Origin of the sequence: Streptomyces cinereoruber (genome assembly GCF_009299385.1) — a bacterium.
In the GTDB taxonomy this organism is placed as follows: Bacteria; Actinomycetota; Actinomycetes; order Streptomycetales; family Streptomycetaceae; genus Streptomyces; species Streptomyces bikiniensis.
This window is the reverse complement of the sequence record NZ_CP023693.1, coordinates 3,344,799-3,371,106: the sequence shown is the minus strand read 5'-3', so window position 1 is coordinate 3,371,106 and position 26,308 is coordinate 3,344,799. Positions and strand designations below refer to the sequence as shown.

The window sequence follows — 26,308 nt, the reverse complement described above, 5'->3', positions numbered from 1 at the left end:
GCCCCCATGAACGCCTTCGACAGCGTCCTGCATGTGGACCTGGAGGGGAAGCGCGCCCGGTACGAGTGCGTGCGCCCCGACTGCCCCCAGCCCCGCGTCGGCCCCGTCACTGTCCTCCGCGACGGCCTCGACACCGTCCGCGCGTTCATCGCCGACATCCGGTCCCAGCACCCCGCCCAGTACCACGGAGAGACCACCAAGTGACCGACGTGCAGACCACAGGCCTTCGGGCCGCCGCAGCCGAGCTGCACGGCGCGGGCCTGTGCGTCCTCCCCATCAAGGCCGACGGAACCAAGAAGCCGTCCGTATCGTGGCTCCAGCACAAGGTCGAGCGGACCACGCCCGAGCAGCACGACACATGGTTCGGCGGCGACCGCCCCCGCGGTATCGCCATCCTCTACGGCAAGGTCTCCGGGAACATCGAGCTCATCGAGTTCGAAGGCCTCGCCATCCGCGAGAACCTCCTCGACAAGGTCACCGAGGTCATGGAGGGATCCGGCCTCGGCGAGCCCTGGGCCGCCATCCTCAATGGCTGGGTCACGGAGTCCCCGTCGGGCGGCCGGCACTACCGCGTCCGCGTCGAGGGCGGCGAGGTCCCCGGCAACCGGAAGCTCGCTTCCAGGCTCGCCCGTGAGGACGAGTACACCGAGGCGGACCGCCAGCAGCTGCGCGAGCGGCCCAACGCGCGCATCGTCCGAGTCCTGATCGAGACCCGGGGTGAGGGCGGGTACGGGCTCGTCGAGCCGTCGAGCGGCACCGTGCACGCCACCGGTCGGCCGTACGTCCGCCTAGCGGGCGGCCCTGACACCATCCCGGTCCTGAGCGCGGACACCATGGACGCGATCCGGTCCGTCTGCCGGATGATGGACCAGCTGCCCCGCCCCGAAGCGCCGGCGGCTACGGCCCCTCGTCCGGCGCCGCCCCGGCCCGACGGCACTCTGCGGCCCGGCGACGACTTCGAAGCGCGCGCCGACTGGGCGGAGATCCTGCGCGGTATCTTCCGCCCGCTTCACACCAGGGGCACCGAAACGTACTGGGGATGGGCCGACGGCGTCGGCGGCGTGAAGGCAACAACGGGACGTGACGAGCACGACCGCTTGTTCGTCTTCGCCACCGGCAGCCATTTCGCACCCGAGACGCCCTATAGCAAATTCGGCGCCTTCGCGCTCCTGAACCACGGTGGCGACCACAAGGCGGCCGCCCGCGACCTGGCCCGCCAGGGCTACGGCAGTCACCCGCCCGCCCCCGTCCAGCCCGCCCCTACCCCTGCCCCGGCCACACCGCCCGCCCCCTCTGCGGTAACCGAGCAGGACGACCAGGCGCCCGAGGAGCGGGCGCCGGACGACCCGCGCGGCTACGACTACGCCGGCGCCTTCGGTCTGCCCGACACCGTCCGCACGCCGTACGACTACCGGCTCACGGGCCGAGGCGTGGAGGTCCTCAGCACCAGCGGAGAGAACTGGCTCCGTGTCACCTTCGCCCCTCTGGTGGTGACGGCCACGTTCGAGGACCCCGAGGGTGACCAGTACGTGGAGCTCTCGTGGATCGACCGGAGCCTCGGGCGGCCCCGGCGGATCTCCCGCATCGTCAGCCGCGAGACGGCGAAGCGGGGCCGCAAGCTGATCGAGACCCTCGGCTCCTCCGGGTTCCCGGCCGTCGAGGGCGACGCGAGGGCCGTCGAGAAGTGGCTCGCCGAGTTCGAGTCCAACAACGTGGGCCGCATCCCCTCCGAGCAGCTGGCCCGCTGGCTCGGCTGGCAGGACGACGGGACGTTCGTCTGCTCGCCCGAGGACGGGATCAAAGTCGATGTCCCGTTCGAGGAGCAGCGCGGGCCCGCTCGCGCACACGCCAGGAAAGGGACGCTGGAGGAGTGGCAGGCGACCATCGAGCAGCTCGCCGACTACCCGGTTCCGCGCGTCGCCGTCGCTGCCGCGCTCGCCGCGCCGCTGCTCAAGCCCTTGGGGTTGAACAGCTTCACCCTGGACATCTCCAGCCGCTCCACGAAGGGCAAGACCACGGCCTTGCAGGTCGCGCTCAGCGTGTGGGCCGACCCGTCCGAGCACGCCTCGGCGATGAGTAACTGGCGGACGACCCTCTACGCGATCGAGAAGCGGCTCAACCTGGTGCGCGGCATCGTCACGGTCTTCGACGAGACCATGGCCGTGACGGATGACTCGCTCATCGACGAGGTGCTCTATCAGCTACCGATGAACCACGGAAAGGCCCGGTCCGGCGGGGCGTTCGGCAACATGCTGCCCTGGGAGACCATTCTCCTGTCGTCCGGCGAGCGGCCGGCGCTCTCCTTCACCACCAGCCAGGGCGCGGCGGCCCGCATCCTGGGGACGACGATCGCTCCGTTCGGGGACGGCGGCGGCGCGGTCGCCGCAGCTGCCCGTGAGGGCGTCCTCGCCAACCACGGGCACGCCGGGCCGGAGTTCATCCGCTACGTCCTCGGCGGCCTGGCCCAGCCCAACGGCCCGAACAAGCTCAAGGAGCACCACCGCACGCTCGTCGACGAGTTCCGCGGCGGCGGCGACATGACGAACCGGCGCGCTCCCATGGTTGCCGTCCTCGTCCTGGCCGAGGCCCTGGCGTGCCGGGCAGGACTCCTGCCGTACGAGCCGCTCTCCCACGACGTGTGGCGCACCCTGTTCACTGCCCATAACCCCACCGACAACCGGCCTGAGATGGCGCTGGACGTCCTGCGCGAGTACGTGGCCGGACACGCCCACGAGCTCTACACCACCACCCGGACCGCCCTCGGCGAGCGACCCCCGTACTCCGGCTGGCTCGGAGTCCTGTCCACCGACAAGGACGGCGTGACCGAGGTGGCACTCCTGCCCGAGCGCGTCCGCAAGATCCTTGCCGAGGCCGACTACTCCCTCGACGCCGTGGTCGGCAGCTGGGTGGATACCGGGTACGTCAAGACGCTCAAGAGCCAGCGGCCCGCCCACCTCGTCCCGCGTCGATTCGACGGCGCCCGCGCAAAGTGCCTCGTCTTCACACCGGCCGGCATGCCCTTCGGCGACCACGACGAGGCCGCATGAGCACCATCGGAGCGGGCGGTACGCACACGCTGCGTACCGCCCAAGAGGTCGCATCGCCGCAGGTCAGCAATGTTTCCACCTCCGTTGGAGGGGCGGTACGCACTCGCCAGGAAATGGCACCCCTCGGGCATGGGCGCGCGTGCGTGTGCGTGCGTGCGTGCCTGCGCACATCGACCCCTGTCTGTTCCTGAGTACCTGCGTACCACTAGCTCCAGAGAGAGACATAACAGCAGGTCAGAGCCGCTTTAGACCCGGTACGCAGCCGGTACGCAGCCGGTACGCAGCGCGTACCGCCCTCTCCTCCCACCGAATCGAGGTGTCCCAATGTCCTTCACCCCTCGCCCGTACCAGCTCGACGCAATCAACTCCCTCAGAGAGGGGTGGGCGAACGGCCACACCCGGCTGGCAGTTGTCCTGCCGACCGGCGCCGGCAAGACGGTGGCCTTCGCCCACCTCGCCCACCAGATGCTCGACAACCTCGGCGGACGTCGAGCGCTCGTCATCGCACACCGTGAGGAGCTGCTCGAACAGGCCGCTTCCAAGCTCCTCGCGGTCGACCCCATGCTGCGGGTCGGCATCGTCAAGGCCCAGCGTGACGACCACGCCGATGCCGACGTGATCGTGGCCAGCGTGCAGACCCTGGCCGTCGCGCGACGCCGCGAGGCGATCCGGGACATCGGCCTGATCATCGTCGACGAGTGCCACCACGCCGCGGCCCCCACCTACATGGAAGTCCTGCGGCACTTCGGTGCTTGGGACGGCACGCCCACGGCCGGGTTCACCGCGACCATGACCCGCACCGACGGCGGCCTCGCCGAGGTCTGGGAGGACGTCGTGTTCACCCTCGACATCCTCGACATGATCAGCGACGGGTACCTGTGCGACGTCCGTGGCAAGCGGGTCACCGTCGACACCCTCGACCTCGACACGGTCCGCGCCCGGGGCGGCGACCTCGTCGACGGCCAGCTCGGCCGCGCCCTGGAGGACTCCGGCGCCCTCGACGCCATCGCGAAGGCGTACGTGGACCACGCCCCGGACCGGCCCGGTGTGGTCTTCACCCCGACGGTCGCGACCGCGCAGGCCGCCGCCGAGTCCCTGCGCCGGGCCGGGATCACGGCGGCCCCGGTGTGGGGCGACATGGGCCGCGACGAGCGCCGCGCGACCCTCGCCCGGTACGAGGCTGGGGACGTCCAGGTCCTCACCAACTGCATGGTGCTCACCGAGGGGTTCGATGCGCCGCACACGAGCTGCGTGGTGGTTGCCCGGCCGACCAAGTCGCCCGGCCTGTACGTGCAGATGGTCGGCCGCGGGCTCCGGCCGGCCCCGGGTAAGCGGGACGCGCTCGTCCTGGACGTGATGGGCTCCTCGACCCGCCACAAGCTCGCGAGCATGGTCGACCTCACCGCGCGCGAGGTCGACACGGTCGAGGAGGGGCGGAGCCTGCGGGAGGCCGTCGAGGAGGCCGCCGTCGTCGCCGAGCGCCGCCAGCTCGCCGCCCGCGTCGAGGCCGAGGAGATCAACCTTTTCGGCAGCAGCGGCGTGCGCTGGCTCCGGACCCCGTCCGGCGTCTGGTTCATCCGGGTGGGCAGCGATCAGGTGCTCTTCCTGGCCCGGGTCCCGGACACCCGCCTGTACCGGATGCGCCGCTGGACCACGGTCGGCGGCATCGAGGCGCCCCGCGAGGACGTCGCCCGGCCGCTCGCCGAGGCCCTCGCCTGGCTGGAGGACCAGGCCCGGCGCCTCGCCCCGACCGCGCTCGTCGCACGGCAGGCCGGGTGGCGGAGCCGCCAGCCGTCCCCGAAGCAACTCGGCCTCTGCCGGCGCCTCGGCCTCACGGTCCCGCGCGGCAGTACGGCGGGCGACGTCGCCGACCTGATCGACACCGACCGCGTCGCGTCCGTCCTCGGCTCCCTGATTCTCCCCGCCGCGTGAACGCCCGGACCTGCCGCTAACAGGTCCGGGCGCACCACCCATCCCACCACAGATGAGGAAGACCTGATGATCGACCTTCGCACCCCCCAGTCGCGCCGCTGCCGCCGAGTCTTCGTGCACGACCAGGCCCCCGACGTGACCGACCTGTTCGCCGGGCTCGGCGGCGCCTCCACAGGTCTCGCCGAGGCGGGCTACCGAATTCGCCTGGCCATGAACCACGACCGCATCCAGGTCGCCGCCCACCAGGCGAACCACCCGGACACCGTCCACCTCGTCGAGGACATCAACGCGTACGACAAGCGGTCCCTGCCGCGCACCCGAATCCTGTGGGGCTCCCCGATCTGCACCGAGATCAGCCCCGCCGGCGGGCGGCGCCGCAACCGAGGACAGCTCACCCTCGACGGCCACACCCCGGGCAAGTTCGAGCGGACCCGGGCGACCGCCCTCGACATCATCGCCGCCACCGAGGTCCACCGGTACGACGTGATCCTTTGCGAAAACGTCGTGGAGTTCGCGCTCGACTGGGCCCTGTTCGACTGGTGGCTGAGCGGCATGGAGATCCTCGGCTACAACTTCCAGATCGTGTGCGCCTCGTCCGCGCACCTCGGTGGCGGTGACAACCTCCTCGCGCCGCAGCACCGGGACCGCCTCTACATCGTGTTCACCCGCAAGGGGATCCCGCTGCCCGACCTGGAGGTCCGTCCGGAGGCCGTGTGCCCCGGCTGCGGTCCGGTCCGGGCGCGGCAGGTCTGGCGCAACCCGCGCCGCCGGAAGATCGGGAAGTGGGGGGTGCAGTACGACTACCGGTGCCCGAACCGGGAGTGCGGCCACCTGATCCTCGACCCGACGGTCCGGCCGATCTCCGAGGTCATCGACTGGGACAGGCCCGGGACCCGGATTGGCGACGGCCGCCCGGACCGGAAGGTGTTCACCCCGTACGCCGAGTCCACGCGGGCCCGGGTCGCGGCCGGCCTGGAGAAGTTCGGGCACGCCCCGCACGTCGCCGTGCTCCGCCGGAACACCTCGCCGGTCGCGGTCACCGAAGCCGTCCCGGCCGTCTCCGCCCAGGGCAAGCACCACGCCCTGATCGTCCCGAACGGCAGGAAGGGCGCGGTGCGTACGGCGGCCGAGCCTCTCACCACCGTGGCGTGCAAGCCGCACCACAGCCTCGTACGCCCGGCGCCGACGGTCGACGACTGCACCCTGCGGATGCTCACCCCGCGCGAACTCGCCTCCGCCCAGCGCTTCCCCGCGGACTACGTCCTCCCGGACTCCTCGCAGGAAGACCAGATCCTCGGCGTCGGCAACGCCGTCTCGGTGAACGCCGCCCGCTGGCTCGGCGAGCGCGTTCTCGCCGTCCTCGCCTGACCCTCACCCGCCCACGGGGCCGCCCCGCACCCGGGCGGCCCCCACACCCCGGAGCACCTCATGAGCAACCGACACGACCCCACGCGCAAGGCCCGCGTTCGCGAGCGGGAGGAGCGCCGTACGACCCTCCGCGTCCTCCTCGGCCGCCTCGACCGGCTCTCCGCCGCCGAGGCCGCGCTGCTCCTGGAGTACGTGACCGCCGAGCTCGACGCGTCCGACGAGCTGCGGCGACGGCTGATCGGCCTGGAGCAGAGCTCCGAGCAGATCCACAGGCGGATTCGCGCCGCCGAGGACGCGATCGTGGAGGCCGAGGTGGCCCGCGACCGGCTCGCCGGCTACCTGAACGCCGTCCGCCGCGAGCTCGGCGGCGAGGTCCTCTGGCCCGACGTCCCGTACGCCGTCCGGCGGCTCGTCGCCGACCGGCCCCAGACCGCCCGCGCCCACCCGGAGGAGCTGTGACCCCCTGCCCGATGTGCGACACCCACCCGACCACCGGCTACCTCTGCACCAGGTGCACCCGCACCCTCGACGAGCAGCTGCTTCGGATGCCCGCCCTGTACCGCGCGCTCGGCGCCTTCCTGCCGCCCGCAGCCCGGGGTACCCAGCACGGCGGCCGGGGCCCGGCCGCCGAGGCGCCGCTGCCCGTCGCCGAGCACGTCCTCGACCTGCGCGGCCCCGGAGGCATGGTCGGCGTCCTGGAGAGGCAGCGCGCCGAGCTGCACGCCGCCCGCGGCTGGGCCGAGCCCGTCCTCGGCGTCGGCATCCTCAACCGGATCACCCTGGCGGCCGGGGCCCTGTCCCACTCCCTCAGCTGGGCCGCCGAGTCCTGGCCCGCCGCCGGCGACCTCGCCCGCGCGATCCGGGACCTGCACGGGTCGGCCGCGAGCGTCGTGCACCCGCGCCTGGCCGAAGAGCGCGGGACCCGGCTCGGGATGTGCCCGCAGCTGGTGAGCGAGGACGAGGCCGACGGCGTGTGCGGCGCGGTCCTGCGGCACTTCCCCGGGGACCGGACGGTGACGTGCCGGTGGTGCGGGACGGTGTACGAGCCGTCCGCCTGGACCGCGTTGCGAGAGTGGATCGACTACGAGGAGGCCGAGGCCAAGGACCGTCTCGCGCAGGCCGGGTAGGCGCCGCCCGGACATGACGAGGCCCCCGCCGGAGATCCGGACGGGGGCCCTCGTGCTACTCGGCGGCCGGCGGCTTGCCCTTCAAGTCGGTACGCCACCCCGGTCTTGTGACCCGGCCCGCGAAGTAGGGACGGGCCAGGCGGTAGTCCACGGCGCTCGCCCGGCCGATCTTGACCACGGGCGGGAACTCCGGGTCCTCCCGGGCGAGCTGGGACACCCGTTGATGGCTGATCCTCTCCACGACTCCGTCGGCGACCAGGCGGTCCGCCAGCGCGCGCAGTGACAACATCTCTGGCCCTCCTTCGGGCTCGGTCATGGCACCATCTTCCCTGACCTACTAGCCATATGACTAGGAGGTCGCTACGCTCGATTCGCACCAACAAGTTGCCCCGGCCGGTGTGTGAGAGCCCGGCCGGGGCGCGCCCACCCCTGACCAGACAGGAGCAGGCACATGGAGCGTACCCACGCCCCCCGTACGGAGCCCAGCCCCCCGCCCACCCGCCGCGTCATCGCCACCGGCTGGGTCCGCCGCGCCCCGAGCACCGTCACCCACGAGGAGGCCCGCCGTGGCTGACCTCCTCGCCTACGAGCCCGAACCCACCCCCGAGCCCGACCGCACCCCGCGCGACAACCGGATCGTCACCGCCCCGGCCACCCCGGCAGCCTGCGCCGCCGACTACGCCGACGGGGCCCGGGTCCGAGCCGAGCTCGACAAGCAGATGAGGACGGGGCGATGACCACTGTGTCCACCGAAGGCCTCGACCAGCTGCACGACCCGGAGCGCGCCGTGCTCCCGATCCTGCTCTCCGTCGACACCGCCCGGCGCCTCGCCCGCGAGGCCGTCGCCGAGTGCGCGGCCGCCGACCCCCACAGCCTCGGCGCCATGCTCATGGCCGCCACGACCCTGGACTACCGGCTCCGCTCGCTCCTCGCCGCCCTCGACGCCGAGGAGGGCCGGTGAAGAACCTCAACGCCTTCCGAGCCCTCGCGATCGGCGCCGGTGTCGTCATCATCGCCCTGACCGGCGCCGCGTTCTGGCTGTCCTACGCGCACCTCGCCGAGGTCGCCCTCGGGCACGGCCTCGGGCAGGCCCCGGCCCGCGCGTGGGCCTGGCCGGCCACGCTGGACCTGTTCATCGTCGCGGGTGAGCTGCTGATGCTGCGGGCCGCCCTGGCGAAGCGGGTCGACGGCTGGGCCATCGCCCTGACCGCGGTCGGGTCGGTCGGCTCCATCGTCCTGAACGTCGCCGGGGTGACCGGCACCCGCGACCCGGGCACGGTGCCCGTCCTCGACTACGTCGTGGCCGCCGTACCGCCCACGGCCGCGCTCCTCGCGTTCGGCGCCCTCATGCGGCAGATCCACCAGGCCCTCGCCAAGCGGGAGACGCCGGCCGCGCCGGACACCCAGCCCGAAGCGACGGCCGAGGCGCCCGAGGCCGTCGCCGAGGAGGCCCCCGCGCTGCCCGAGGTGGTGCCGGCCGGTGTCCGGCTGCTGCCGCTGACCGCCCGGCCCGAGCCGGTCACCGAGGCGCCCGCAGTGGTCACCCGGCCGGTCATCTTGCTGCCCGCCAAGACGCCTATGTGGGACGACTTCGCGACAGGCGAGATGACCGCCCTGGAGCCCGCCCGGCCGACGTACCGGCTGGACTCCTTCGAGGAGCGGCTGGTGCCCGTCGACCCCGTCGAGGAGGTCACGGCGCAGGCCTCGGCGGTACCGGCCGAGCAGCCCCGGCAGGTGGTCACCGAGACGGTCGCGCTCAGCCCGACTGAGCTGCGGAAGAGGGCCCGTGCCCTGCACCGTCAGGCGGTCAGGTCGGGGGCCCGCGGGGTCACCATCGAGCAGCTGCGGGACGAGCTGAACCTGTCCCGCCGCGAGGCGACCGAGCTCCGCCGCCAGGTGGTCACCGAGGGGGCATCGTGAGCGACATCGAGAAGGCCGCCCGGGACGCGGTCGACGCCCAGGCGAACGCCGAGCAGGTGGCCATGGTCCTGGCGATCCTCCAGGCACAGCAGCTCACCCCGCAGCAGCCCGTCCAGGCGCCGGCGCCGGTGCAGCAGCAGAGCCCCGCGAAGTGGGTCGCGGTCGGTGTGGCCGCCCCGTTCCTCGCGGTGTCCCTCGCCGTCGGGTTCGTGGCCGTCGCCGTCTCCGCCGTCGCGGTCACCATCTGCGTCCTCGTCCTGCGCGGCCTGTGGATCGACATGCAGAAGGACCGCCGCCGCTGACCGGCTGCCCGCGGCCCCCGTCTCGCACGGGGGCCAAGGGGAGCCGGGACAGCCCCGGCCGATTCGAAAGGACCATCGTCATGGGCTTCTTCAAGGACAAGGCCGCCGAGATCAAGCGCGACGCGACCTCCAGCAACCCCGCCGACATCGAGCGGGCCGCCGACACCCTCGCCTACGCCCTCGCCGAGGGCGGCGGCAACGCCCTCCAGAACCTCGACGCCCTCACCCGGGCCATGCAGGAGAACAACAAGAAGGGCCGCCGGTGATGAAGGACCCGTACCCCAAGCTCACCGCCCGCGAGCACGCGCAGGTCGCCTGGTGCGTCGCCCGCATGGCGAAGCGCTCCGTGGCCGGTGAGCACGTCGACCGGTCCGACCTGGAACGCAAGGTCGACGGCATCCTCGACGGCGCCCGCAAGCGCGCCGAGCAAGCCAAGTAGCTACGCCCTGGGGCGGCCGGACGACTTGCCGGAAGCACGGCCGCCCCGGGCCCACCCACCCTCGTGAGAGCAGGAGTGCCCATCATGACCGAGATCATCGACCGGCCCGTCAACGGGCACGCGGTCGCCGCCGTGAACCTGCTGAAGCCGAAGTACACCGTGACCGCCGAACCACCGGCGCCCAAGCCCGAGGGCGAGCAGGAGGGTGTCGAGGCGGTCGACCGGCCGGACAACCCGCTCGCCGACTGGTTGACCGTCCCCGACGAGCCGGTGCTGCCTCCGTGGGCCCGCACCCCGGCCCTGCTCAAGGCCAACACCGTCGCGCTCGGTCGGCTGTGCTGGTGGCACACCCGCTTCCACGGCATCCGCGTGCCGAAGTACGCGGTCAAGACCGTGTGGCTGACCGCCCGCGGCTTCTACCGGGCCACCACCGGCCTGTGGCCCACCCTGTCCGCGCAGGACCACACCGCAGTCGTCCAGGCGCTCCGGGCCCAGTCCAAGGCCAAGCCCGAGGACGTCGAGCTGGCGGCCCGGCTCCAGATCGCGCACGGCATCCGCACCCGGAGCCGCCGCTGGCGCTTCGGCGCCGCCGCCGTCGGCGTCGCCACGGCCGCGCTCGGCATCTACCTCGCCCCGCCGCTCCTCCAGACCGGAATCACCGGGGCCATCGCCGCCCCGCTCGTCTACCTCGGCCGCGGCGAGAACGTGCAGCTGCTCGACCAGGCCGCCCCGCCCATCCGCGTGGACATGTCCGCGCAGCAGCTCAACGACGCGCTCAGGGCGTCCGGCCTCCTCAAAAGCGGCCGCGGAGACGACGACGGACCGAAGGTCAGCTGCATCATGGGCCCGGTCCGCGACGGCCGCGGCTGGGCGGTGGTCTTCGACCTGCCGAAGGGCGGCGGGAAGACTGCTGCCGACGTCCTGGCGAAGCGCACCACCATCGCCGCCGAACTCGGCGTAGACGAGATCCAGGTCGTCATGTCCCGCGTCCGCGCCGCCCAGGGCGGCAACGCGAGCAGGGTCTCGATGTGGGTCGCCGACGATGACCCGTACCTCGCCGACCCGGTTCAGTCCCCGCTCGCCAAGGCCACGCGGGTTTCCATCTGGGACCCGATCCCCTTCGGCCACGACGCGCGCGGCAACCGGATCTCCGTGCCGGTGGTGTGGCAGTCGATGTTCTTCGGCGGCCTACCGAGGCGCGGGAAGACGTTCACGCAGCGGCTCATGACCGCCGCTGGCCTGCTCGACCCCTACGTGCGGCACTACGTCGCCGACTTCAAGGGCGGACAGGACTGGATGCAGATGCGACAGGTTGCCCACCGCCTCGTCCTCGGCGCCGAAGACGACGCCATCGCGGCGTTCAAGGCCATGCTCGCCGAGCTGCTGACCGAGATGGAACGCCGCTTCGCGATCCTGCGCGAGCTCCCGACCAGCATCTGCCCCGAGGGCAAGCTCACCCCGGAGATCGTCGAGCGCTACAACATGCCGTTCATCTTCTTCACCGTCGACGAGCTCCAGGAGGCGTTCATCGCCGTCTCCGACGAGAAGGAACGCAAGGCGATCATCGACGACATGGCGCGCATCGCCCGCCGCGGGCCGGCCGCCGGGTTCATCTCCAACTACGCCTCCCAGCGCCCGGACGCCGAGTCCGTGCCGACGAAGCTGCGGGAGATCATCACCATCCGCGCGTGCACGCAGGTCACCGACCAGACGTCCTCCGACATGGTCCTCGGCAAGGGCAAGGCGTCCATGGGCGCCGACGCGTCGGTGCTCTCCGAGGACCACAAGGGCGTCGTCGTCCTGGTCACCGGGCCCGCGTCCTTCGCCACGGTGAAGAACGACCTGCTCACCACCGCCGAGTTCAACCAGCTGTGCGCCAAAGGCCGGGCGCTGCGCAAGGACGCCGGACAGCTCACCGGCGAGGCCGCCGGCGACGTCGTCACCGAGGCCGCCGAACACGGGCACCGCATCCCGCCCGTCATCTCCGACGTCCTGGAGGCCATGCGGCACGCCCCCAGGATGTTCACCCGCGACCTGCTCCAGCGGCTCGTCAACCTCGACGAGGACACCTACGGCGACTGGGACGCCGAGAAGCTCGCCAAGGAACTGGAACTCGCCGGCGTGAAGCGCTCCAGCAAGCAGGTGAAGATCGACGGCACCAACGGCGCCGGGTACCAGCGGCGCGACATCGAAGGCGCCGTCCCCTTCACCGAGCAGCCCGGGTAGCGCCTTCCCCCACTACCGACCGGCCGGGGCCGGACCTGTCACCGACGGGTCCGGCCCCTTCCGCGCGGGCGCCGAAAGTAGCGGGACCCCTTTACCCCGGTCACGGGGGCGGTAAGGGGCGCTGACCTGGGAAGTAGCGCGGGTAGCGGGGCCCGTCGGCACGGCGAGAGAAGGCCTCCAGGGCCCCTGTCAGTGCCCGGCCGTACCGTGGCCACATCAGCATTGGACTGATTGCGGACAGGCTGCCCGCGCTGCTCGAAGCGCCCCACCGGAACAGCGCCCGGTGGGGCGCTCGCGCGAGATCATGGACACATGAGCGAGTACGTCCAGCCGCCCGCCGGCACCCTCACCACATCCCTCGCTGCCCTCGCCGCCGGAGTGCAGCCCGCCACCATCCGCGACTGGGTACGACGCGGCATCCTCACCCGCTGCGGCGGCTCCCCCCTCCGCCCCGTCTTCCGCGTCGAGGACGTTCAGGCCGCCCGCGCCGCCGCCAAGCCCCGCAGCGGGAAGACGAAGGCGGCTTGACGTGCGCGGATAGATGGGCCACGCTTTCGGCCTACAGTCATGCCCGGAAACGGGCGCTACGACGGCCCCGACCACCCCTCCCGGTCGGGGCCGTTCGCGTACCTGGAGGCACCCATGGCCCGCATCCAGATCCTTCACCTTCCGGCCGATGACCAGTACGCGACTCACGGGACCGGCCTGGCCGTCCCGTTCGCCCTCGTCATCGATCAGGTGACCCCCAAGGAAGAGGAGCTCTTCATGCGGTCCAGCGGCAGGCTGGACGGCTTCGCGAAGGTGTGCGGCGCACGCGGCACGCTCGTGGTCACCGGCACGCTCGACGTGGCCTGATGCCCAGCCGTCCGCCGTCGAGGTGCGGCGCCTGCCGCAAGCTCCGCACTGCGGGCGGCCGGTGCGGCTGCTCCCGCCCCTCCCAGCGTCAGGCCGCCGCCACCCGGGCCGAGTGGTCCTGGGTGTACGCCGACCCGCAGTGGGCGCTCCTGCGTGATCAGGTCCTCTCCGAGGAGCCGCTGTGCCGGGCCCAGTGCGGCCGGCCTCCGAGGGTGGTCGACCACATCCGGCCGCACCGCGGGGACCCGCTGCTCGCGTTCGACCGCGCCAACCTCCAGGCCATGTGCAAGCCGTGCCACGACGCCAAGACGGCGCGAGAGACAGGGTTCGCCGGGGCCGGGCCCAAGCGGGTCGGAGCCGTCGAGGTCACGCTCGTGTGCGGCCCGCCCTGCTCGGGGAAGACGTCGTACGTACGGGAGCGGGCCGAGCGCGGGGACCTCGTCGTCGACTGGGACGCCCTCGCCCAGGCGCTGGGATCCCCCCACCCCCACGACCACCCCCGCCCCCTCGTCCCCTTCATCGCCGAGGCCCGCGACGCCGTCGTGGCCCGCCTGGAGCGGAGGCACGACGTCGCTCGCGTGTGGATCATCGCGACCGCGCCGCGCGCCTCCGACCGGGCCCACCTCGCCCCCGAGGGCGCGCGCACCGTCCTGCTCGCCACCGCCGAGGACGAGTGTGTGCGCAGGGCGAGACGCGACGACAGGCCCCCCGGTACCATCGACGCCATCGAGACCTGGTGGCGCACCTACCGCGCCGACCAGACCGCTCCACCGAGGTGATCGCGCAGGGACCCCGAGCAGGGCGTCCGCCCCCCAGGGGGGTTGCGGATCTTGCCGGTGGGGCGGGGATTCAGCGCAGGCGGGGGTGTCGCGCGCGTGACCGCGAGTTTCGGCCGCCTTCCTGAGGATCCTGTAACCGCCCGGCCACCTGCGGGTGGCGGGTGCCTGACGCCCTGGAGGTGACCATGGGAGCCCGTGGCCCGATCCCCCAGCCGGACAACGTCCGTGCCCTGCGCGGCAACCCCGGTGGCCGGCCCGCACCGCAGCGGGTCACCGCCGCCCCCTCTGTCCCCGACATCCCGTCGTGGCTGGACGACGAAGGGCAGGCCGAGTGGGCCCGCGTGGTCCCGCAGCTCGACGCGCTCGGCGTCCTGGCCAAGGTGGACCGCGCGGTCCTCTCCGCGTACTGCGCGGCGTGGTCCAAGTTCGTGGCGGCCGAGCAGCTGCTCCAGGGCGACGATCTCGTGGCCGAGCGGCGCGCGGGCAACGGCCCGGCGAAGAACCCGGCGTGGCAGATCTGGCGGGAGGCGGCGACGACGGTGGCGGCGCTGGCGCGCGACCTCTTCCTGACCCCGAGCGCGCGCCTCCGATCGGTGAAGCCGGAGGCAGCGGATGACCAGGAGGACGACATCCTCGACTGAGGCACGACGCGCGCAGCTCACCGCCGAGATCGACCAGGCGATCGCCGGGTGGGTCGAGGAGGGGCTCGTCGACTCCACGGAGTGGATGACCCAGGGCCGCCGGCCGCTGCTCGCCACCCCGATACCGGCGCCGCCCGGAACGTGGTTCGACCGCCTCGCCGTCGAGCGCGTGCTGAAGTTCTTCCTGCTGCTGAAGCAGCTCATCGGCCGCCACGCGGGCCGCGAGTTCCGGCTGATGGACTGGCAGGTCCGTTACCTCGTCGCCCCCGTCTTCGGTCTCAAGCGGCCCGACGGCTACCGGGTCATCAGGACCGTGTGGTTCGAGATCCCGAGGAAGAACGGCAAGAGCACGCTGTGCTCCGGCCTCGGCCTGTACCTCGCGTTCGCGGACCGCGAGCAGGGCGCCGAGGTGTTCGCGGCGGCCGGCGACCGCGAGCAGGCGGGCATCGTCTTCCGGGCCGCGGCGAACATGGCCGCAGGGTCACCGCCGCTGCGGAAGAAGCTCGGGCGCCGGGGCATCCAGAAGAAGATCCTGGAGCACCCGGTCACGCACTCCATCTTCCGGGCCCTGTCCTCGGAAGGTCTGCGCGCGCACGGCCTGAACGTGCACGGCGGGATCATCGACGAGGTCCACGTCCACAAGAACCCGGACGTCGTCGACGCCCTGGAGACCGGCGTCGGCTCCCGCACCCAGCCGCTCATCGTGTTCATCACGACAGCGGACGACGGCGGCGAGCTCGGCTCCATCTACGCCACCAAGCGCGAGGAGATCGAGACCCTCGCGGGCGGGCACGCCGAGGACCCCACCGTCTTCGGCGTCGTCTTCGGAGCGGACGACACGGTCGAGGACTTCGACCCGTTCACCGAGGACACCCTGCGCACGGCGAACCCCGGCTACGGGATCACCGTCCTGGCCGACTACCTCAAGGGCAAGGCGGCCCAGGCGAAGCGCTCGCCGCAGCAGCTCAACCGGTACCTGCGGCTGCACCTGAACGTACGGACGAAGCAGACCACCCGGTGGCTGTCCATGGACGCCTGGGACGCCAGCGCGCGCACGCCCTCGGGTGTGCCGGTGCCGGTGGACCTGGACGCGCTCGCCGGCCGGGACTGCTACGGCGGCCTGGACCTGTCGAGCACCACGGACTTCACGGCTTTCTCTCTGTGGTTCCCGCCGGTCACCGACGACCCGACGGAGCCGTACATCTGGGTGCCGTTCTTCTGGCTCCCCGAGGACAACCTGAAGGACCTGGAGCGGCGCACGAAGGTGCCGCTGCTGCGGTGGTCCAAGACCGCCGCGCACCTCGGGCCGGCGCTTCGGATCACCGAAGGAAACGTCGTCGACTACCGGGCCGTACGGGCCCTCGTCACCGACGAGGTCGTGCCGCGGTTCAACCTGCTCGCCGTCGGCTACGACCGGTGGAACGCGACCGAGACCGTCTCCGAACTGGCGGACGCCGGGGTGGAGATGGAGCAGGTGTCGCAGGGGTACGCCGGGTTGAACCAGCCGTGCCAGCAGCTGGAGCGCTATGTCCTGTCCGGCCGGGTCTCGCACGGCGGGCACCCGATCCTGCGGTGGCACGCGGACTGTGTCGGCATCAAGGCCAACGCGGACGGCTACGTGAAGCCGGTCAAGCCCGACCGGAAGGTGTCGTCCAAGCGGATCGACGGCGTCGCCTCCGGGCTGAACGCGGTTGCCATGCAGCTGCTGCGAGCCGAGCCCGAGGAAGTCCCGGAGCCGAGCATCCGGATTATCAGCTGACCCGAGGGGGTGCGTTGTCGTGAGCGAAGAAGCCCAGTGGGTGTGCGAGGCCATCGGCCTGGCGTGTGGAGCGACCGGGGCGGTCCTGCTCGCCGCGTGCCTGTGGGGCGCCGTCGGCGCCGCCGTCACGCTGCTCGTCTTGGCCGTGGTCCTGGTGGCGCTCGGCAACATCCCGCGGAAGGGTGACAGCTGATGCCCGTCCTGCGTGCTCTGTTCCAGGCCCGGCGACCGCAGAAGCGGGCCAAGTCGCTGCCCTCGCTCACCTCCAGGGCGACGGCGGCCGGGATCAACGTCACCCCCGAGCGGGCCCTCCAGGTCGCCGCCGTGTTTTCCTCCGTGCGGCTGCTCGCCGAGACCGGCAGCATGCTGCCGGCCGGGGTGTACGAGCGGAAGGGCGGCGCCCGCCTCCCGGCGATGGAGCACCCCCTCGCCCCGCTGCTGACCTACCAGGCCAACCCGCAGCTGGAGGCCGGGGAGTTCTGGGCCCAGGTCCTGGGGTGGATGCTCATCCGGGGCAACGCGGCCGTCTACGTCGAGCGTTCGAACGGCGGCCTGCCGGTGGGCCTGTGGCCGGTGGCCTGGACGAGCATCGAGCCGCGGCGGGTGAAGGAGACCGGAGAGCTCGTCTACAAGATCACGCTCGACGGCGACGAGTGGGCGCCGATCCGCGAGGAGGGCGGCCTCGTCCGTCGGGAGAACCTGCTGCACTTCAAGGCGTTCGGCGTCGACCCCGTCGAGGGCCTGTCCCCGATCGGCATGGCCCGCCAGTCCGTGGCCACCGGCTACGCCGCCGCCTCGTACATCGGCAGCTTCTTCAAGCGCGACGCCTCCCCGGGCGGCCTCGTGTCCGTCCCGGGGAAGCTGGACGATGCCCAGTACGAGCGGCTGACCCGCCAGTGGAAGGACCTCCACGAGGGGTTCGAGAACGCCCACGGCCTGGCGCTCCTGGAGGCCGGCGCCAAGTGGGAGAAGACGTCGCTCAGCCCGGCGGACGCCCAGTTCCTGGAGGTCTACAAGCTGACCCGCGCGGAGATCGCGGGCATCTTCGGTGTCCCGCCGCACATGATCGGCGACGTCGAGCGCTCGACGTCGTGGGGCTCGGGCATCGAGCAGCAGTCCCTCGGCTACGTCATCTACTCCCTGCTCCCGTGGCTGACCCGCCTGGAGCGCACGGCCGGCCGCCTGCTCGGCGACCCGTCCCTGTATCTGAAGTTCAACCCCGACGCCCTTCTGCGCGGCGACACCCCGCAGCGGTTCACCGCCTACGCGCAGGCCAAGCAGTGGGGGTGGATGTCCACCAACGAGATCCGCGCGAAGGAGGACGAGCCGCCGGTCGAGGGCGGGGACGACCTCCTCGTCCCGCTCAACATGCAGCCGCTCGGCAGCTCGGCGCCGCCCGCGCAGCGCTCGCTTCCCGGCCGCCACGTGCGGGCGGGCGATACGGCCGAGACGCCGTCCGTGGAGGACATGCCCTCGTGGATCACCCGCCACTACGAGGCAATCTCCACGTTCTTCGCCGAGCAGGGCGACCGGGTGCTGGCCGCCCTCGGCCTGACCCCGGACGCGTCGGCCGAGGACCTGATCGACCTGACGGCCGACAACGAGGAGCTGACCGAGCTCCTGTTCCAGCTGGCGCGGAGCATGACGGCCGAGGTCGGGGCGGCGACGGCGGCCGAGCTGGGCGGGACGTTCGTCGTCGAGGAGACCACGGCCGCGCTCGCGGCCTCCTCGGCGGCGACGGCGACGAACATCAACGAGACCACCGTCAAGAAGCTGGCGAGCACCATCGACCTGAAGGCGGCCCCGGCCGAGGTGCGGACCGAGGTCCGCGCCATGTTCGACGGCATGTCCGAATCGCGGGCGCGGGTCCTCGCGCAGGCCCGCGTCTCCCAGACCGCCAGCTTCGCCGGTCACGAGGGGGCGAAGCAGGGCGGCGCCCTGACGAAGACGTGGCGGGTGTGGGACCCCAACCCCAGGAAGACCCACGCGCGAGCGGACGGCCAGACCGTCGGCATCCGCGAGGAGTTCAGCATCGGATCCCGCCAGGGCCGGTGGCCGCACGATCACCGCCTGGGCGTCGACGAGATCGCCGGGTGCACGTGCCGGCTCCAGTTCAACAAGTAGAGGAGGCGCCATCGTGCGCACACGTGAGGTCCGCGCCTTCCCGCTGACCGACCTCCAGGTCCGGGCCGCCGACGAGGAGGCGGGCACCCTCGCCTTCCGGGGCCGGGCGATCGTCTACGACTCTCTGTCCGAGGACATGGGCGGCTGGCGCGAGCGCATCATGCCCGGCGCCGCGACCCGTACCCTCGGCCTGAACCCGGACGTGCGGTTCCTGATCAACCACGACCCGAACCTCCTGCTCGCCCGCACGGCGGCCGGCACCGCCTCGCTCGTCGAGGACGACGCGGGGGTCCTCGTCGAGGCCGACATGGCGAGCGTCTCCTACGCCCGGGACCTGGCCGTCTCCCTGGAGCGCGGCGACATCAACCAGATGAGTTTCGGGTTCTGGGTGACCGCCGACGGCTGGGCCGGGAACACACACGAGGTCTTCGGCATCGACCTCGACGGCGGCGACGTGAGCGTGGTGACGTACCCGGCTTTCGCCGCGACGTCGGCGGAGCTCCGCTCGGCCGCCGCCCGGCAGCTCGGGCAGGCGCCGCGCGAGCCGGACCCCGAGCAGATCACCCGCGCGCTCGCCGAGACGCGCGCGGGCAAGGTCCTCTCCGCCACCAACCGCGAGCTCGTCCAGAACGCGCGCGACGCCCTCGACGAGCTGCTCGCCGCCGCCGACCGCTCCCGCCCGAACGACGCGTATCCGCTGGAGCGCGCCCGGCACAAGCTGCGCGAGTACGAGCTCCTCGCCCAGCTCTGACCTGCTTCCCGGCCGACCGGCCCGGGACCACCCCACCACCCCATCACCGTGAGGAGAACCCCATGCCCACCAGCGTGGAGCTGCGCCAGCAGCGGGCCGGCATCGTCGAGTCGATGCGGGCCATCACCCAGACCGCCGAGGCCGAGAACCGGGGCCTGACCGGCGAGGAGCGCACGGCCTACGACCGGCACGAGACCGACTTCACCGGCCTGACCGAGCGCATCGAGCGCCAGGAGGCCGAGGAGCAGCGGGCCGCGCAGATGGCCGAGCCGATCCGCCGCGGCGCGAACCGCCCGGACGACGGCGGCCCCGGCGGCGACGAGCAGCGCGCCCAGGAGCGGCGCTCCGCGTTCTACCAGGCGCTGCGCCGGGGCCTGCCGCGCATGGCGCCCGAGCAGCGCGCGCTCGTGGAGAACGCGGCCGGAGAGATCCTCGTCCCCGAGGACCTGGAGACCGAGATCAACCGCTCCCTGCCGGAGCTCACGATCATGCGAGGCCTCGCCTCCCAGCGGTCGATCTCCAGCAACCGCGTGCGGCGCCGGTCCCTGGCCGAGGTGTCCGTCGGCTGGGGCAAGCTGGAGACCAACGAGCAGACGCTCACCGACTCCATGCCCTCCGCCCCGACGGACGAGTACACCTACGTCGAGGACCTCTACGGCCTGGCCAAGGTCGGCGAGGACGAGCTCGACGACTCCGACGTCAACCTCGACAGCTTCATCCGCGACTCCTTCGCCCGCGCGTGCGCCGAGGCCGAAGACACCGCGTTCACCATCGGCGGCGGGCACGCGGCCCACCAGCCGGTCGGCTACATGACCGCCGCCGGCGGCGTGCCCACGGTCACCGCGGCCGGGGCCACGGCCATCACGACCGACGACATGATGGCGCTGATCTACGCCACCCCCAAGCAGTACCGGCGGAACGGCAAGTTCACCATCCCGTCCGGGACCGAGCTGGCCATCGCCACCCTGAAGGACGCCGATGGCCGGTACCTGTGGCAGCCCAGCATGCAGGCCGGCCGCCCGAACACCTTCCTGGGGTTCGAGGTCGAGAACCAGGAGGACATGGCGGCCGTCGCCGCGTCCGCCCGGGTCGCCGCCTTCGGCGACTTCAACGCCGGGTACCGGATCTACGACCGGCAGGGCATGACGGTGAAGGTCCTCACCGAGCTGTACTCCGAGGACGGCATGGTCGGCTGGAAGATCCGCAAGCGGGTCGGCGGCGACGTCGTCCGCCCGCAGGCCCTGCGGATCCTCGTCATGAAGGCAGCCTGATGAGGATCCGGATCGTCTCCGTCGCCTCCGTCGCCGACGGCGCCGGCCACCGCTACAGCAACGGCCAGACCGTCACCGTCGACGACGACCTGGCCCGCTCCTGGATCGCCGCCGGGCACGCCCGCCCGGCGACCCGCGCGGCGGGCCGGGACGGCAACCGCGCGCGGGCCTCGGCCGCCCGCAAGGCGAAGGCCTCCGAGGACGCCAAGGCCACCACGGCCGAGGCGTCCCCGGAAGCCGAGGAGCCCGAGGAGCGCAAGGCGCCCGCGCCGCGCAAGCGGACCGCGACCAAGCGCGCCCCGCGCACCGCGAAGAAGCCCGACACCGACGACGAGTAGGGGGTGAGCCGTGGCCGCACCGTGGGCCACCCCCGAGGAGCTCCGGGTCCACCTGGGGCTCCCGGTCATCGACGAGGTGCGGGCCGCCGAGAAGATCGCGGCGGCCGAGGTCGTGATCCGAGGCGGCATCCGCCAGACCGTGGATGCGGTCGGGAACGACGTACTGCACCTCGTCGGCAACGGCCGCCGGGTCATCAACTTGCCGGAGATGCCCGTCACCGCCGTCCTGTCCGTCACGGTCGACGGCGGCCTGCCGCTGCTGAGCACCGGCTACCGGGTCAACCGGCACGGCATCCTCACCGCCCTGTCCGGCGTGTGGCCGCTGGACGCCGACGTGGTGGTGGTCTACAGCCACGGCTACGAGGTCCTGCCGCCACTGTTCAAGCAGGTGTGCCTCCAGGTTGCCGGCCGTGCCTGGGTCCATGCGTCGACCGCCGTGGCGGCCGAGTCCCTCGGAGACCGGTCGGTCACCTACGACAAGGAGCGCACGGGCGAGGCGCTGACCGCCTACGAGGAACGGCTCCTGGAGCCGTACGCGCGCGGCCCGGAGAGCAGGTGAGCGTATGGACATCGCGCACCTGCTGAACCGGGTTCTGGAGGTCTGGCGCACGGTCCGGTCCCCGGACGGCGGGGGCGGCTGGGAGACCGCCCTGGTCCGCCAGGCCGACGTGTTCGCGAAGGTCGACCAGCCGTCCGCGGCCGAGCAGCTGCTCGCGCAGCAGGGCGGCGCGGAGCACACCCACTCCGTCTACCTCCTGCCCGGCGCCGACGTGCGGCGCGGCGACGAGCTGCGCGGCGGCAGCCAGACCTTCCGCGTCGTGTCCGTCGTCGAGCCGTCCGCACCCGTCTACCGAAAGGCCGAGTGCCACCTCGTCGAGAAGGAAGGGGCCTGATCATGGCCGCACTGCCTATTGTCCTCGTCCCGGTCGCGGGCGGCGTCAGCCTGGAGGGCTCCGACATCGCGGCGTCCTCCGGCGGCGACACCGCCCCGGTCGGCGCCGGCCGGTTCCTGTACGTCCGCAACGGCGGCGCCTCGTCGAGGACCGTCACCATCGCGACGCCGGGGACGGTCTCCGGTCTGCCCATCGCGGACGTCACGGTGGCCGTGCCAGCAGGCGAGTCCAAGATCCTGCCGCTGACCTCGCTCGTACGGGGCGCGAACGGGCGGGCCGCGCTCAGCTACGACGCCGTCACCGACCTGACGGTGGCCTGCTTCGAGCTGGAGCGCTGATGGCCCGCCGCCGGGGCGGCCGGAGCCCGGCCCGGGTCCGCCTCCAGGGCCTGGAACGGATGCGCCGCGACCTCGACGGGCTGGCCGCCGTCGTCATGGAGGGGTCGCTCGCCGCCGTCGAGGCCTCCGCCGAGGCCGTACGCGCCGGCACCCGCGCGCGCGTACGGGTGCGCACCGGGAACCTGCGCGACCACGTCGGCATCTACTACGCCCGCGGCGGCCTGTCGGCGAAGGTCGGCTGGAAGGACCGCACCGACTGGTACGCCACGCAGCACGAGCTCGGCACCCGCCGCATCCCCGCTCAGCCCGCACTCGGCCCCGCCATCGAGGAGGAGCGCACCAAGTTCGAGGACCGGCTCCGGGCGGAGATCAACCGGAGGCTGCCGTCGTGACGACACCCCCGGTCCCCGCCCCGCCGTCCTGGCCCATCCAGAAAGCCGTGTACGCCCGCCTGACAGGCGATCCGCAGCTGGCCGACCTCCTCGCCGGAGGCGTGCACGACTACACCCCCGAGGACACCCCGTATCCGTTCGTCGTTGTGGGCGAGGCGATCGACACCCCGGACAACCGGCACGGCGGCTACGGCTGGCAGACCGTCCTCACCCTGCACACGTGGACCCGCGCCGAGGGCAACGGGCAGGCCTTCGCCATCGGCGCCCGGCTGACTGCCCTGCTCGACCACCAGCCGCTCACCCTGCCCGGCTACGACCACCTCGTCACCCGGTACGAGTACGGCCAGATCCTCACCGACCCCGAGCCCCCCGGGGACATCCGCCACCTCGTCCTGCGGTACCGGATCGTCACCGAGCAGCCCACCTGACCCCGCCCCGTGGCCCGACGGCCCGGGGCTCGCCCATGCCCGAGGAGGCACCCATGCCCGGACGCGACGCATTCGGCACGATCCTGAAGCGCGGTGACGGCGCCGGCCCCGAGGTCTTCACCGCGCTTGGCAACGCCACCAACCTTTCCGGCCCGAACCTGAGCCGCGACACCCTCGACGTCACCTCCCACGACTCCCCGAACCGGTACAGGGAGTTCGTCGGCGGCCTGATCAACGCGGGCGAGGTGTCCATCGACATCAACTACGACCCCGACCTCCACGACGTCCTTGTGGAGGACCTGGAGGACACCGAGCCCCGCAACTACCAGCTGGTCTTCCCCGCCCCGATCACCGCGACGTGGAACTTCAGCGCGGTGATGACCGGCTTCCAGAGGACCGCGCCTTTCGACAACAAGCTCACGGGCACCCTGACGTTCCAGGTGTCCGGTAAGCCGACCATCACCTGAGGAGGACCCCCACATGGCACTTCTGACCGCCGAGCAGATCGGCGCCGCCGCCGACCGCCGTTACGAGGACGTCCCCGTTCCCGAGTGGGGCGGCGAGGTCCGTATCCAGTCGATGAGCGGCACCGACCGCAACTCCCACCAGGCCGAGACCGTCATCCTCGGGCCCAACGGCCGGCCCAAGGGCGTCGAGCTGCGCGAGCAGTACGCCCGGCTCCTGGCCCGCTGCCTCGTCGACGAGCAGGGCCGCCGCCTGTTCGTCACCGACAAGCAGATCAAGGCCCTGGGTGAGAAGGACGCCGGGGTCCTGGAGCGCCTGGCCAAGGTCGCCAAGCGGGTCAACGGGCTCGGCGAGGAGGCCGTGGAGGCCGCGGCGGGAAAATCCGAAGCTCCGCCGACCGGCAGTTCTACCACCGGCTAGCGGCGCACCTGGGGGCCCGGTCCATCCGGCACATGCTCGCCGATATCGACTCCGACGAGCTCACCGACTGGCTGGCCTACGAGCAGGTCACCGGCCCCCTCGGCCCCACCCGCGCCGACGTCCTGCACGGGATCCGGGCCGCCGTCACCGCCAACTCGGTGGCGGGCAAGGGCCGCAAGGCCACCCCGAGGGACTTCATCCCCACGTGGGACCAGGCGCCGCCCTCGCCCGAGGACATGTTCGAGACCGTCCGCACCGTGACCGCGCTCCTGGGCGGCACCGACCACACCGCGGGAGGCCACGATGCCGACGCTCAGTGAGCTGCTCGTCGAGGTCGGTGTCGACGCGGGCGACCTCACCGCCGGAACGGACGAGGCCGCCGCCGATGTGGAACGCGCGCTCGACGGCATCGCGGACGCCGCCGAGCAGGCCGGCCGGGACATCGCCGACGCCACCGGCCGCACCGAGGCCGAGCTCGGCGACGTCGGCGACGCCGCCGAGCAGGCCGCCCGGGACGTCGCCGACGCCGCCGGGGACGCCGCCCGCGCCCTGGACGAGATCGGCGACTCCGCCCAGCAGGCCGCCCAGGACGCCGACCAGGCGGCCCAGGACACCGGGGCCAGCCTCCAGGGCATCGCCGCCGGGGCCGCCGGCGCGGCCGTGGGTGCCGCGTTCATCGTCGGGATGACCTCGGCCATGGACATGAAGGGCGCCACGGCCAAGCTCACCGCGCAACTGGACCTGACCGCCGAGGAGGCGGAGAAGGCCGGCGACGTCGCGGGCGACGTGTACGTGGCGGGGTTCGGCGAGTCCATGGACGACGTCTCGTCCGCCGTCGGCGCGGTCGCCTCCCAGCTCGGCGGTATCGGCGCCGTCGGCGAGGAGGAGCTCGGCAGCCTCACCAAACAGGCACTCGCCCTCAGCGAAGTGTTCGAGTTCGACGTGAACGAGGCCACGCAGGCCGTCGGCACCATGCTGAAGACCGGCCTGGCCAAGGACGGCCAGGAAGCGATGGACCTCCTCGCCGCGACCGCGCAGAAGCTCCCGCCCGCCCTGCGCGAGGAGCTGCCGGTCCTCACCCGCGAGTACGGCGAGTTCTTTGATCAACTCGGTTTCACCGGGCCCGAGATGATGGGCCTGCTCACCGAGGCCGCGAAGAACCCCACCTTCGAGCTCGACAAGATGGGCGACGCCCTGAAGGAGTTCACGCTCCTGATGGCGGACACCGAGGCCGTCAAGGAGCCGCTGAAGGAGCTCGGCCTCGACGTCGCCAAGATCCAGAAGATGATGAACTCGGGCAAGGGCACCGAGGCGTTCGACATGGTCACCACCGCCCTGCGGAAGGTCGAGGACCAGACCAAGAGGACCAGCCTCCAGGCCGCTCTCTTCGGCGGCCCCGGCGAGGACATGGGCAACGCCCTGCTGAACCTGAAGGCGACCGGCGCCGACGCGGCAGCAGGCCTGGACATGGCGGCCGGTTCCGCCGAGAAGATCACCACGACCATGGAGGAGTCCAAGAGCCTCGACTCCGCGTGGCGCGACCTGTCCACGACGCTCGGCGAGATGTTCCTCCCCTACCTGATCGAGTTCTCCGAATGGGTCTCGGAGAACCCCGAGCTCGTCGAGGGCCTCGTCGTGGGAATCATGACGTTCGCCGTGGCCATCGGCATCATCACCGCCGCACAGTGGCTGTGGAACATGGCCCTGCTCGCGTTCCCCGGCACGTGGATCATCCTCGGGATCATGGCCCTGATCGCCGTCATCGTGCTGGTCATCGTCTACTGGGACGAGATCGTGGCGGCCACGTCCAAGGCCTGGGACGACATCACCGAGAGCCTGGGCGAGGCCTGGGACTGGTGCGCGGACGCCGCCGCAGGCCTGTGGCACGACCTCACCGAGCCCTGGATCACCGGCTGGCGCTGGCTGGACCGCAACATCTTCCAGCCCATCGGCCGGTTCTTCACCGAGACCCTGCCCGGCTGGGTCGAGGACGGTACGGCCGCCGTCGAGGACTCATGGAACGACCTCACCAACTGGTTCAGCGCACTGCCCGGCCGTCTGGCCTCGATCGGCTCCGGCCTGTGGTCCTGGATCACCAACGGGCTGAAGGACGCCCTCAACAGCGCGATCTACCTCGTCAACATGGGCATCTGGTCCATCAACAACAGCCTGATCGCACAGGTGAACCGGCTGCCCGGCATCGACATCCCCTCCATCCCCTACATCCCGTTCCTCGCCGAGGGCGGCGTCACCACCGGAGCGACGCTCGCGGTGATCGGCGAGGGCCGCGAGCAGGAGGCCGTCCTGCCCCTGTCCGTCCTCGACGGCATGCTCCGCAGCGTCGCCGGGCCCGTCGTCCAGGTCGGCAGCAGCTCCCAGGAGCAGCGCGTCGTCCTGGAAGTACGAGGGGGCGAGGACGAGTTCGTGAAGTTCTTCCGCGCCGTCGTCGACACCAAGGCGGCCGGGTCCGTGATCCGCCTCGGAGAGGGGTAA

34 protein-coding genes are annotated in these 26,308 nt (G+C 72.1%); 33 read left to right on the top strand and 1 reads right to left on the bottom strand.

Annotated features, from left to right (window positions below):
* The first annotated feature begins 6 nt into the window (after positions 1-6).
* The 6 genes from CP977_RS14930 to CP977_RS14905 all read left to right on the top strand — a co-directional run bounded on the left by CP977_RS14930 (position 7) and on the right by CP977_RS14905 (position 7,474).
* Positions 7-204: a hypothetical protein gene (locus CP977_RS14930; RefSeq protein ID WP_152370280.1), complete on the top strand. Its 198-nt coding sequence runs from the start codon at positions 7-9 to the stop codon at positions 202-204.
* Entirely contained in the window at positions 201-3,047 is a 2,847-nt protein-coding gene (locus CP977_RS14925; protein WP_152370279.1) for a DUF927 domain-containing protein, read from the top strand. The genes CP977_RS14930 and CP977_RS14925 overlap by 4 nt, the downstream gene beginning before the upstream one ends.
* Positions 3,048-3,371: 324 nt before the next feature.
* The gene (locus tag CP977_RS14920) at positions 3,372-4,979 is read left to right on the top strand and encodes a DEAD/DEAH box helicase (RefSeq protein WP_152370278.1); all 1,608 of its coding nucleotides are present in this window, start codon (positions 3,372-3,374) and stop codon (positions 4,977-4,979) included.
* 66 nt (positions 4,980-5,045) lie between these two features.
* Entirely contained in the window at positions 5,046-6,347 is a 1,302-nt protein-coding gene (locus CP977_RS14915) for a DNA cytosine methyltransferase (protein WP_152370277.1), read from the top strand.
* 60 nt (positions 6,348-6,407) lie between these two features.
* Positions 6,408-6,806 (top strand): hypothetical protein, encoded by a 399-nt coding sequence (locus CP977_RS14910; RefSeq protein WP_152370276.1) that lies wholly within the window; start codon positions 6,408-6,410, stop codon positions 6,804-6,806.
* Positions 6,803-7,474 (top strand): hypothetical protein, encoded by a 672-nt coding sequence (locus tag CP977_RS14905; RefSeq protein WP_152370275.1) that lies wholly within the window; start codon positions 6,803-6,805, stop codon positions 7,472-7,474. The genes CP977_RS14910 and CP977_RS14905 overlap by 4 nt, the downstream gene beginning before the upstream one ends.
* A 55-nt stretch (positions 7,475-7,529) precedes the next feature.
* Here CP977_RS14905 and CP977_RS14900 read toward each other — a convergent pair whose 3' ends face one another.
* The gene (locus CP977_RS14900) at positions 7,530-7,763 is read right to left on the bottom strand and encodes a hypothetical protein (RefSeq protein WP_152370274.1); all 234 of its coding nucleotides are present in this window, start codon (positions 7,761-7,763) and stop codon (positions 7,530-7,532) included.
* 162 nt (positions 7,764-7,925) lie between these two features.
* On the opposite strand from CP977_RS14900, the gene CP977_RS35195 reads away from it, so the two are divergent.
* The 27 genes from CP977_RS35195 (at position 7,926) to CP977_RS14785 (ending at position 26,308) form a co-directional block, all read left to right on the top strand.
* Complete coding sequence (locus CP977_RS35195; RefSeq protein ID WP_260321832.1) at positions 7,926-8,048, top strand: hypothetical protein; 123 nt, start codon at positions 7,926-7,928, stop codon at positions 8,046-8,048.
* A complete protein-coding gene (locus CP977_RS34090; protein ID WP_167308919.1) occupies positions 8,041-8,211 on the top strand; it encodes a hypothetical protein in 171 nt (56 codons plus the stop codon). The genes CP977_RS35195 and CP977_RS34090 overlap by 8 nt, the downstream gene beginning before the upstream one ends.
* Positions 8,208-8,435, top strand: a complete 228-nt coding sequence (locus CP977_RS14895) for a hypothetical protein (RefSeq protein WP_152370273.1) — start codon at positions 8,208-8,210, stop codon at positions 8,433-8,435. The genes CP977_RS34090 and CP977_RS14895 overlap by 4 nt, the downstream gene beginning before the upstream one ends.
* A complete protein-coding gene (locus CP977_RS14890) occupies positions 8,432-9,394 on the top strand; it encodes a DUF2637 domain-containing protein (RefSeq protein ID WP_152370272.1) in 963 nt (320 codons plus the stop codon). The genes CP977_RS14895 and CP977_RS14890 overlap by 4 nt, the downstream gene beginning before the upstream one ends.
* Entirely contained in the window at positions 9,391-9,696 is a 306-nt protein-coding gene (locus tag CP977_RS14885; RefSeq protein ID WP_152370271.1) for a hypothetical protein, read from the top strand. The genes CP977_RS14890 and CP977_RS14885 overlap by 4 nt, the downstream gene beginning before the upstream one ends.
* 80 nt (positions 9,697-9,776) lie before the next feature.
* Complete coding sequence (locus CP977_RS14880) at positions 9,777-9,962, top strand: hypothetical protein (RefSeq protein WP_152370270.1); 186 nt, start codon at positions 9,777-9,779, stop codon at positions 9,960-9,962.
* Positions 9,962-10,135: a DUF6257 family protein gene (locus tag CP977_RS34085; RefSeq protein WP_167308920.1), complete on the top strand. Its 174-nt coding sequence runs from the start codon at positions 9,962-9,964 to the stop codon at positions 10,133-10,135. Before CP977_RS14880 ends, CP977_RS34085 begins: the two co-directional genes overlap by 1 nt.
* An 84-nt stretch (positions 10,136-10,219) precedes the next feature.
* Positions 10,220-12,361, top strand: a complete 2,142-nt coding sequence (locus tag CP977_RS14875; RefSeq protein WP_152370269.1) for a DUF3631 domain-containing protein — start codon at positions 10,220-10,222, stop codon at positions 12,359-12,361.
* Between the two features lie 312 nt (positions 12,362-12,673).
* The gene (locus CP977_RS14870) at positions 12,674-12,889 is read left to right on the top strand and encodes a MerR family transcriptional regulator (protein WP_152370268.1); all 216 of its coding nucleotides are present in this window, start codon (positions 12,674-12,676) and stop codon (positions 12,887-12,889) included.
* A 39-nt stretch (positions 12,890-12,928) separates the two neighbouring features.
* Positions 12,929-13,216: a hypothetical protein gene (locus tag CP977_RS14865; protein WP_152370267.1), complete on the top strand. Its 288-nt coding sequence runs from the start codon at positions 12,929-12,931 to the stop codon at positions 13,214-13,216.
* Positions 13,216-13,995 (top strand): HNH endonuclease signature motif containing protein, encoded by a 780-nt coding sequence (locus CP977_RS34460; RefSeq protein ID WP_183953331.1) that lies wholly within the window; start codon positions 13,216-13,218, stop codon positions 13,993-13,995. Before CP977_RS14865 ends, CP977_RS34460 begins: the two co-directional genes overlap by 1 nt.
* Before the next feature lie 185 nt (positions 13,996-14,180).
* Positions 14,181-14,636 (top strand): phage terminase small subunit P27 family, encoded by a 456-nt coding sequence (locus CP977_RS14855; RefSeq protein WP_152370266.1) that lies wholly within the window; start codon positions 14,181-14,183, stop codon positions 14,634-14,636.
* The gene (locus CP977_RS14850; protein WP_152370265.1) at positions 14,608-16,395 is read left to right on the top strand and encodes a terminase large subunit; all 1,788 of its coding nucleotides are present in this window, start codon (positions 14,608-14,610) and stop codon (positions 16,393-16,395) included. The genes CP977_RS14855 and CP977_RS14850 overlap by 29 nt, the downstream gene beginning before the upstream one ends.
* Positions 16,396-16,414: 19 nt before the next feature.
* Complete coding sequence (locus CP977_RS34080) at positions 16,415-16,588, top strand: hypothetical protein (RefSeq protein ID WP_167308921.1); 174 nt, start codon at positions 16,415-16,417, stop codon at positions 16,586-16,588.
* Positions 16,588-18,519: a phage portal protein gene (locus tag CP977_RS14845; protein WP_152370264.1), complete on the top strand. Its 1,932-nt coding sequence runs from the start codon at positions 16,588-16,590 to the stop codon at positions 18,517-18,519. The genes CP977_RS34080 and CP977_RS14845 overlap by 1 nt, the downstream gene beginning before the upstream one ends.
* Before the next feature lie 13 nt (positions 18,520-18,532).
* Positions 18,533-19,270, top strand: coding sequence for an HK97 family phage prohead protease (locus CP977_RS14840; protein WP_152370263.1), 738 nt, complete (start codon positions 18,533-18,535; stop codon positions 19,268-19,270).
* 62 nt (positions 19,271-19,332) lie between these two features.
* The gene (locus tag CP977_RS14835; RefSeq protein WP_152370262.1) at positions 19,333-20,541 is read left to right on the top strand and encodes a phage major capsid protein; all 1,209 of its coding nucleotides are present in this window, start codon (positions 19,333-19,335) and stop codon (positions 20,539-20,541) included.
* Entirely contained in the window at positions 20,541-20,879 is a 339-nt protein-coding gene (locus CP977_RS14830; RefSeq protein WP_152370261.1) for a hypothetical protein, read from the top strand. The genes CP977_RS14835 and CP977_RS14830 overlap by 1 nt, the downstream gene beginning before the upstream one ends.
* 10 nt (positions 20,880-20,889) lie before the next feature.
* Positions 20,890-21,438: a hypothetical protein gene (locus CP977_RS14825; RefSeq protein WP_152370260.1), complete on the top strand. Its 549-nt coding sequence runs from the start codon at positions 20,890-20,892 to the stop codon at positions 21,436-21,438.
* A gap of 4 nt (positions 21,439-21,442) precedes the next feature.
* Positions 21,443-21,772, top strand: a complete 330-nt coding sequence (locus tag CP977_RS14820; RefSeq protein WP_152370259.1) for a head-tail adaptor protein — start codon at positions 21,443-21,445, stop codon at positions 21,770-21,772.
* Between the two features lie 2 nt (positions 21,773-21,774).
* Positions 21,775-22,110, top strand: a complete 336-nt coding sequence (locus CP977_RS14815) for a hypothetical protein (RefSeq protein ID WP_152370258.1) — start codon at positions 21,775-21,777, stop codon at positions 22,108-22,110.
* Entirely contained in the window at positions 22,110-22,502 is a 393-nt protein-coding gene (locus tag CP977_RS14810) for an HK97-gp10 family putative phage morphogenesis protein (protein WP_152370257.1), read from the top strand. The genes CP977_RS14815 and CP977_RS14810 overlap by 1 nt, the downstream gene beginning before the upstream one ends.
* Positions 22,499-22,930: a DUF3168 domain-containing protein gene (locus tag CP977_RS14805; RefSeq protein WP_152370256.1), complete on the top strand. Its 432-nt coding sequence runs from the start codon at positions 22,499-22,501 to the stop codon at positions 22,928-22,930. The genes CP977_RS14810 and CP977_RS14805 overlap by 4 nt, the downstream gene beginning before the upstream one ends.
* A 53-nt stretch (positions 22,931-22,983) precedes the next feature.
* Entirely contained in the window at positions 22,984-23,397 is a 414-nt protein-coding gene (locus CP977_RS14800) for a phage tail tube protein (protein ID WP_152370255.1), read from the top strand.
* A gap of 13 nt (positions 23,398-23,410) precedes the next feature.
* A complete protein-coding gene (locus CP977_RS14795) occupies positions 23,411-23,815 on the top strand; it encodes a hypothetical protein (RefSeq protein WP_152370254.1) in 405 nt (134 codons plus the stop codon).
* A 32-nt stretch (positions 23,816-23,847) separates the two neighbouring features.
* Positions 23,848-24,135, top strand: coding sequence for a phage tail assembly protein T (locus CP977_RS14790; protein WP_152370253.1), 288 nt, complete (start codon positions 23,848-23,850; stop codon positions 24,133-24,135).
* Entirely contained in the window at positions 24,119-26,308 is a 2,190-nt protein-coding gene (locus tag CP977_RS14785) for a phage tail tape measure protein (RefSeq protein WP_152370252.1), read from the top strand. Before CP977_RS14790 ends, CP977_RS14785 begins: the two co-directional genes overlap by 17 nt.

Coding starts and splice junctions, on each gene's coding strand:
- CP977_RS14930 (WP_152370280.1), top strand. CDS start 7: ATGAACGCCTTCGACAGCGTCCTGCATGTGGACCTGGAGGGGAAGCGC.
- CP977_RS14920 (WP_152370278.1), top strand. CDS start 3,372: ATGTCCTTCACCCCTCGCCCGTACCAGCTCGACGCAATCAACTCCCTC.
- CP977_RS14915 (WP_152370277.1), top strand. CDS start 5,046: ATGATCGACCTTCGCACCCCCCAGTCGCGCCGCTGCCGCCGAGTCTTC.
- CP977_RS14910 (WP_152370276.1), top strand. CDS start 6,408: ATGAGCAACCGACACGACCCCACGCGCAAGGCCCGCGTTCGCGAGCGG.
- CP977_RS14900 (WP_152370274.1), bottom strand. CDS start 7,763: ATGTTGTCACTGCGCGCGCTGGCGGACCGCCTGGTCGCCGACGGAGTC.
- CP977_RS35195 (WP_260321832.1), top strand. CDS start 7,926: ATGGAGCGTACCCACGCCCCCCGTACGGAGCCCAGCCCCCCGCCCACC.
- CP977_RS14895 (WP_152370273.1), top strand. CDS start 8,208: ATGACCACTGTGTCCACCGAAGGCCTCGACCAGCTGCACGACCCGGAG.
- CP977_RS14880 (WP_152370270.1), top strand. CDS start 9,777: ATGGGCTTCTTCAAGGACAAGGCCGCCGAGATCAAGCGCGACGCGACC.
- CP977_RS34085 (WP_167308920.1), top strand. CDS start 9,962: ATGAAGGACCCGTACCCCAAGCTCACCGCCCGCGAGCACGCGCAGGTC.
- CP977_RS14875 (WP_152370269.1), top strand. CDS start 10,220: ATGACCGAGATCATCGACCGGCCCGTCAACGGGCACGCGGTCGCCGCC.
- CP977_RS14870 (WP_152370268.1), top strand. CDS start 12,674: ATGAGCGAGTACGTCCAGCCGCCCGCCGGCACCCTCACCACATCCCTC.
- CP977_RS14865 (WP_152370267.1), top strand. CDS start 12,929: ATGCCCGGAAACGGGCGCTACGACGGCCCCGACCACCCCTCCCGGTCG.
- CP977_RS34460 (WP_183953331.1), top strand. CDS start 13,216: ATGCCCAGCCGTCCGCCGTCGAGGTGCGGCGCCTGCCGCAAGCTCCGC.
- CP977_RS14855 (WP_152370266.1), top strand. CDS start 14,181: ATGGGAGCCCGTGGCCCGATCCCCCAGCCGGACAACGTCCGTGCCCTG.
- CP977_RS14850 (WP_152370265.1), top strand. CDS start 14,608: ATGACCAGGAGGACGACATCCTCGACTGAGGCACGACGCGCGCAGCTC.
- CP977_RS14845 (WP_152370264.1), top strand. CDS start 16,588: ATGCCCGTCCTGCGTGCTCTGTTCCAGGCCCGGCGACCGCAGAAGCGG.
- CP977_RS14835 (WP_152370262.1), top strand. CDS start 19,333: ATGCCCACCAGCGTGGAGCTGCGCCAGCAGCGGGCCGGCATCGTCGAG.
- CP977_RS14830 (WP_152370261.1), top strand. CDS start 20,541: ATGAGGATCCGGATCGTCTCCGTCGCCTCCGTCGCCGACGGCGCCGGC.
- CP977_RS14820 (WP_152370259.1), top strand. CDS start 21,443: ATGGACATCGCGCACCTGCTGAACCGGGTTCTGGAGGTCTGGCGCACG.
- CP977_RS14815 (WP_152370258.1), top strand. CDS start 21,775: ATGGCCGCACTGCCTATTGTCCTCGTCCCGGTCGCGGGCGGCGTCAGC.
- CP977_RS14810 (WP_152370257.1), top strand. CDS start 22,110: ATGGCCCGCCGCCGGGGCGGCCGGAGCCCGGCCCGGGTCCGCCTCCAG.
- CP977_RS14800 (WP_152370255.1), top strand. CDS start 22,984: ATGCCCGGACGCGACGCATTCGGCACGATCCTGAAGCGCGGTGACGGC.
- CP977_RS14795 (WP_152370254.1), top strand. CDS start 23,411: ATGGCACTTCTGACCGCCGAGCAGATCGGCGCCGCCGCCGACCGCCGT.
- CP977_RS14790 (WP_152370253.1), top strand. CDS start 23,848: ATGCTCGCCGATATCGACTCCGACGAGCTCACCGACTGGCTGGCCTAC.
- CP977_RS14785 (WP_152370252.1), top strand. CDS start 24,119: ATGCCGACGCTCAGTGAGCTGCTCGTCGAGGTCGGTGTCGACGCGGGC.